At 42.9% G+C, this 6466-nt stretch carries 5 protein-coding genes; 4 read left to right on the forward strand and 1 reads right to left on the reverse strand.

Translation table 11 applies throughout. The annotated features are described in order from the left end of the window. Window positions 1-179: 179 nt before the first annotated feature. On the reverse strand, window positions 180-1022 hold the full coding sequence (locus ICN23_RS08735) for a transporter (protein WP_216231756.1): 843 nt from the start codon (window positions 1020-1022) through the stop codon (window positions 180-182). A gap of 171 nt (window positions 1023-1193) precedes the next feature. On the opposite strand from ICN23_RS08735, the gene ICN23_RS08740 reads away from it, so the two are divergent. From ICN23_RS08740 to ICN23_RS08755, 4 genes are all read left to right on the forward strand, one after another. After that, entirely contained in the window at window positions 1194-2642 is a 1449-nt protein-coding gene (locus ICN23_RS08740) for a sensor histidine kinase (RefSeq protein ID WP_216231757.1), read from the forward strand. 97 nt (window positions 2643-2739) lie between these two features. Continuing rightward, window positions 2740-3366: a response regulator transcription factor gene (locus ICN23_RS08745; protein WP_216231758.1), complete on the forward strand. Its 627-nt coding sequence runs from the start codon at window positions 2740-2742 to the stop codon at window positions 3364-3366. Window positions 3367-3470: 104 nt separating this feature from the next. Further along, window positions 3471-5246 (forward strand): ShlB/FhaC/HecB family hemolysin secretion/activation protein, encoded by a 1776-nt coding sequence (locus ICN23_RS08750; protein WP_216231759.1) that lies wholly within the window; start codon window positions 3471-3473, stop codon window positions 5244-5246. Window positions 5247-5361: 115 nt separating this feature from the next. Beyond that, a partial coding sequence (locus ICN23_RS08755) for a filamentous hemagglutinin N-terminal domain-containing protein (RefSeq protein ID WP_216231760.1) occupies window positions 5362-6466 on the forward strand: 1105 nt, incomplete at its 3' end.

Raw genomic sequence — 6466 nt, forward strand, 5'->3', positions numbered from 1 at the left:
GGGGGGGGGCTGGAAAAATTCCAGCGAGGGCTAAATGACCAACGGATTAAAAGAGCTGTTTTAACGCCGACAGACTCAATTTAACACAAAAGTTCACATTAATAAATGACTAAATCGGATCATGAAAATCAAAACTAATTAGAGGCTGCAGTGATCAAAAGAGGTTTGCAGGGGGGGGGCTAAAACTCTTTCATAAACCGCAATGTGAATACACGAGTTTGCATCAGCCCATTTTGCATCCCCATATCTCTTCCATACTGCATAGAAAATCTACCAACATCAGTATGTATTAGGCTGCTGAGCATAAAGCGCTGAGTATTGATGACATTGTTTTGGTAGACATTATTGATGGTGGTAGCGCCACCAGCGACGTAGAAGTACTGGGCGGATACCGTGAAGATTTGATCAATCTTATAAATCGGACCAACCTGTGTAGTGGTTACCGGTTTTTGATTTAAAGCAACATTGGTCGATGAAAGGCATGCGACAGAGCATTGACTGTTGCCACCATAGAACATCATATCGATTGCAAACATACCATCAAGATTGCCGATGATGGGTTGCTGATAGCCTGCTTGGATAGCGGTGGTGTAACGATTGCCTCCCATATTGAAAGGCTGCATGCTCGAGTATCCCCCTGTGGGTATCGTGAGATATGCCGCTAGTCCTAGATAGGTGCGAGTTTCACGATTGGAGTAGGGCCAAATTGCTGTTGCTAAAGCAATATCTCCAATGCCAGCATCCGAAGGAGTTCCCGATAAAGAGCCTGCAGGTTTAACGCTTCCATAAGGCATCTGTATGTATGAGGCAGCGGGAAGATTGGCTAGCGTATAAGTGCCAATAAATTTTGGAATAACACTTTGGGCATCAACTACAGGGCTGGCAAAGGGGCTAGCAGAAACTACAGCTCCATTCTTATAAAAAGTGGTGTTTTCAGTGTTGTAGTAGGTTATCTGCGCATAGCGCTTATCCGGCAGTGGTGCCACGATGTCGTTAGGTTGCAAGTCAATTCCCCAACTCACTAATGGGTAGAGGAGAAAGTAACAACAGTAAGATTTTTTTAAAAAATGCCTCATTAATTCTGGTGGGCTTGCCATAGGAAATGCGTATTCTAAGTGGATTCTTGGGCAAAAATCATTTTTTGTATAAATCCCCTATCAAGGATTTTTTAGAAAAGTAGTAGGATGGCGATCATGCAATATGCAAATGAAGCCCTTTTTTTAGTTTTTTCCCTTGTGTTGGCCGGGCTGTTTGTTTCTTCTCTTCCCTATTTTAGAGGCCGCATCTCCAGTAAGTTAAATACTTATTGGCTCATTGCCTTAGGGCTCAATATAGCAACTTTTCTGTTTTTTGCATCTGCCTCCACGGTTCATCCAATTTTGCTTACATTTGCAAATACATTTTTCCTTGGGGCATATTTTTTTCTAGCAATATTTTGTCGCGCATTAAGCGATAAACCTGTTAAATGGCTGGTAATGCTTTCGCCATTCATTTTGCTGGTCTTTGGATTGGCATTTGAGTATTTGAGATGGTTTGGAACATTTCAAGGGAGAGTATTGCTTGTCATTCTCTCTTTAATGGCTTGCATAGTACTAGTTTTAGTTGAGTTGATTTCAATTAAATGGCGCAGCGCTAGGGTTCAGGTTAATTTTTTAATATTTACATTTTCCGCAGAATTAGTGCTGGGTGTGTTGCGTTTATGGATGATCCTATTTAATACATCTACGTCTGTGTCCACTCTCTATTCTGAGCCACTGATAAGTACTTTGGTTAGATGGTTTGCAGTTGGATTTACGGTGCTTTCTTATATATCCATCAACGGGATTATGGCTGAAAGACTGATTAAAGAGAGTGACGATAGTCGTGAAGATAGTATTCGAGTAAGCAAATTACTTGCTGAGCGAGATGCGTTAATTGCCAATTTATTAAAAAATAATAAATCTGCCGCTGCTGGTGCTTTATCGGCATCAATTGCCCACGAACTGAACCAACCTCTAGGCGCTTCTTTACTCAATATTCAATTTTTGAAGATGGTTCATGAATCAGGAAGGCTCACCCCTGAGCTGCTAGAGCAATTAATCAATCAATTGGAAAAGGATGCGAAACGCTCTGGAAATATTATTCGCTCGCTGCAATCTGTTTTTGCTAAGAGCTCGGCTGACTTTGAGGAGTTTTCAGTTGAGGAGGTAATTGAATCTGCCTTAGCAATTTATAAGCTAGATTTAATGGATAGGGGTATTACTTTTGAGAAGTCCCTAAACATACCCATCAAAATCTATGGCCATAAAGGTCAGTTTCTTCAGGTCTTACTTAACCTAATCAACAATTCCATCCAAGCGCTATCGCACATCAATGCAGAAAATAAGACCTTAGGTATCAACGCTTCTTTGCAGGGTAATTTTGGTGTCGTTGAAGTTTTTGATAACGGACCTGGAATATCCAAAGATCATCAAGCGCATCTATTCAATCTCTTGGTCAGTGATAAAGAGAAGGGCATGGGCCTGGGTTTATGGCTGTGCTCTCAAATCTTGGATAATTTTCATGGGAAAATTTCCTATGAGGATGCGCCGGGTGGTGGAGCGAAATTTATACTGAGTTTGCCCATTACCCCCCCCAGCGGACTTGATTCTTTGAGGGCATAGGTAATCCTCCGATCGTAGGATATGGATATCCAGTAGATTTGTCATAATGGCACTCGCAATACTTACTACATATATATAAGGTCATTTGCCTGCAGCCATGCCAAATACAGTAACAACAACTTGCGCTCATCAGCATATCTTCTTGATAGATGATGATGTTTCTATGCGCGAGACTTTGAGTGGGTTACTTGGGTTTATGGGCTACCAGGTTCAGGCCTACACCTCAGCCTTAGAGTTTTTAAAAACTCCAATCAATGTTGCTCCAGCTCTCATCATTACCGATATGCGTATGCCCGATATGTCTGGGGTAGAGCTTCAGGCGGAGCTGGCAAAGCGTGGACGTCAGATCCCGATTGTCTTTATTAGCGGTGAAAGTACCGTTCAGCAATCCGTATCAGCAATGAAGCAGGGGGCGATCGAGTTCTTAATCAAGCCTTTTGAGCGGGATCAGCTATTAGTGGCTGTTGTGCGGGGTTTAAATCAAGATGCCCTCAATATGCGTACTTATATAGAGCAATCTGCTTTAGAGGAGAATCTCAAGAGCCTCGCACCTCGCGAGCGTGAAGTCTTCGAATTGCTGGCCCTGGGTTTTAATAACGCTGAGATCCAAGAAAAACTTCAAATTTCATTGCCAACCACTAAGCAATATAAGTCTGAAGTGATGCGCAAACTCAATTTGCGATCGTTGGCACAGCTCATCGCTCTAAAAAACAATAGCAAATAGGATTTGCTATTGGCATATTAGCTACATGGATAACATGCTTTCGTAGGATTTTCACCAAGTACTTTTAGCGTTTTAATGTCAGCTCAAATATTAGAGATGACACGATGCGCAGCCAAACACGCCAATTTAGAAAGTTAACTACAAATGCTTCATATGGCGTGCCTCCATCCGCACGTACGATATTGGCTGTGGTTACCGGTGCTGTAGTTTTTGGTTATGGCTCATCGGCATTTGCCCAAGCAGGCCCTGATGCTGGTGCCTTACAGCAGCAACTGCAGCGAGAGGCTGATATGGATCGCCCGGTTGTAAGGCCAGAGCAGCTAGTCAAGCCTAGACAACAACCTAGCCGCCCAAAATCTGGCGCTAAAGCAATTGAAGTAAGTAGCTTCAAAGTGACAGGTATTACGCTGATCACAGAAGCGCAGGCTCAAGAGGTACTAAAGCCTTATGCCAATCGTCAGCTCACACTCGATCAAATTAAAGAAGCAGGTACAGCGGTAACGAATCTGTACACACAAATGGGCCGTGTGGCTCAGGCCGTAATTCCTCCGCAAGATGTCGTTAATGGTGTGATCACCATCAAGATCATTGAGGGTAAAGTCGGCGATGTCATTATTGAGTTGGATAAAGAGGCGCCTAGCCGCCTAAAGTCTTCCGTGATTCAGAAATTCATCACCAGCAATAACGCGCCTGGTGATTTCATTGACTTGAAGGGCTTAGAGCGTAGCTTAGCCATTCTGAATGAAACCCCAGGCAATCAAGTCAATGGTGAGTTAGCTCAAGGCGATAAGGAAGAGACCAGTAATATTCAAGTGAACGCCAAAGACACTGGTTTATTTGCAGGTAGGGTAGATCTATCAAACTATGGTGCAGCTAATACTGGCCCAGCACAAGCAGTTGCGAGTTTAAGTTTGAATAACCCCAGTGGTTATGGTGATCAAGCGACATTGGATGTGATCGGATCACAAGGCTCTGTGTTTGGCCAATTCAAATACGGATTGCCAGCTGGGTATGACGGCTGGAGAGTATCTGCGGGCGTTAGCATTTTGGATTACAAAAGCTTAAGCAGCTATAACCCACAGACAATCTCCCAAGGTACCGCGCAAACTTACGGCATTTATTCCAACTATGCGCTAGAGCGTACTGCGCGATCGAATAAAAACATTACCGTTAACTTTGAGAATAAGAACTACAACAATCAAACGAACGGTATTGAGAGTAGTAACTATCAAATTAATAACTTAACTGCTGGTATTAACGGCAGCAATTTCTTAGAAACGGCTTATATCAACTGGGGCGCTAGCGCTACGCTAGGTTCTTTGTCGATTAATAACACCAACCAGGCTAATAACGACACACAAGGCGCTGCCACACAAGGCGGTTTTGGAAAGCTAAGCTTTAATGGCTCGATTAACCAACCATTGCCCATCAATAAAACCAATTTAGTGGCTTCTGTTTACGGTCAACTTGCTAATAAAAACCTTAATAGTGCCGAGCAGCTCTATTTGGGTGGTCCTTATGGTGTGCGCGCTTACCCGGTTGCCCAGGGCGGCGGTGCTCAAGGCGCAGTTGCATCCGTTGAGATCAATCACACCTTAGTTCAGGATTTACAGGTGGGTGTATTTTTTGATGCCGGCCTGATTCAGCAATACATCACTACTTACAACAATTGGCAAGGCCAAACTAACGCAAACAATGCTTATTCTTTGTATGCGACCGGCTTGTCAGCGAAATATCAATACCAACGCGTGCAGTTATCAGGCTCTTTAGCGTGGCGAGTGGGCAACAATCCTTTATATACGCAAAATGGCCAGCAGTTAAACGCTGATAACCAGTACAGAGCAGTGCAAGGTTGGATCAAGGGCACGATCTTTTTCTAAAGATTTAAAAATATTTGAAAAAAATTACAAAAAATATACAAACTCATACGATCGAAGGATTTTTAAGTTAGAGAAAATTCGTTAAATTCTCTAACACTTAAGTGAAATACAAATTTTGACAGACCGAATTACGCAAACTTCGCACAGGAAACACTGCACATCGCAGTTCAAAGCCGCTAAGCTATTAGCGGCTTTAGCTGTTGCTGGTTTCGCGCAGCAGGGCTTCTCAGCCGCTCCTGCGCCAAATGCGTTGCCAACGGGTGGACAAGTTGTGGCTGGTGCCGCAACCATCGCGACGGCCGGTAACACCATGAACATTAATCAATCATCGCAACGTGCGGTGGTGAACTGGAATAGTTTTGATGTCGGTTCAAGGGCAACTGTGAACTTTAATCAACCAAATGCTCAAGCAGCAACCTTAAATTACGTCAACAGTGCATCAAAATCGATGATCAATGGTGCAGTCAATGCCAATGGCCAAGTTATTTTTGTAAATAACAATGGCGTTGTCTTTGGTAAAGGTGCGGAAGTGAACGTCGGCGGAATGGTGGCAACCACCATGAATATTTCCGCAACTGAATTTATGGCTGGTAATGCGACCCAAGTTTACGAAGGTGGCGCTACTGGAAAAGTTATTAACCGCGGCAATATCACCGGTAATAACATTAATAGTTATATTGCATTAATGGCGCCTCAAGTAAAAAATACTGGCGTAATTACTGCAACGATGGGCGGAAATAATGCAGTTGCATTAGTTTCTGGTCAAAAAGTAAGTTTGACATTTTCTGGCAGTCAATTAGTCAGCGTTTCAGTTGATGCATCAGTAGTAAATGCATTAATTTCAAACAAATTATTAATTAAAGCAGGTAGTGGTCAAGTTATTATTGCTGCAAATTCTGCGCAAGAATTAATGGGCTCAGTAATTAAAAATACTGGCGTGATTTCTGCATCAGATATTAATACTTCTGGTGGAAAAATCTCATTAACTGCAGATTCAATCGAACAAACTGGCACTATTGAAGCTAATTCTGCGCAAGCAAATGGCGGAAATATTAGCCTTAAGGGTAATAACATTACTCTTGCAAGCGGTTCAAAAACTACTGCAACAGGTGCGACAGCTGGTGGCAACATTAATGTTGGCGTAAACCAGGCAAATACACTAGCAAACACGGTTGCAATTGAAGCAAATGCGATTGTGGATGCATCAGCAACCCAAAACG

This window comes from Polynucleobacter sp. MWH-Jannik1A5, from assembly GCF_018881795.1.
Classification (GTDB): domain Bacteria; phylum Pseudomonadota; class Gammaproteobacteria; order Burkholderiales; family Burkholderiaceae; genus Polynucleobacter.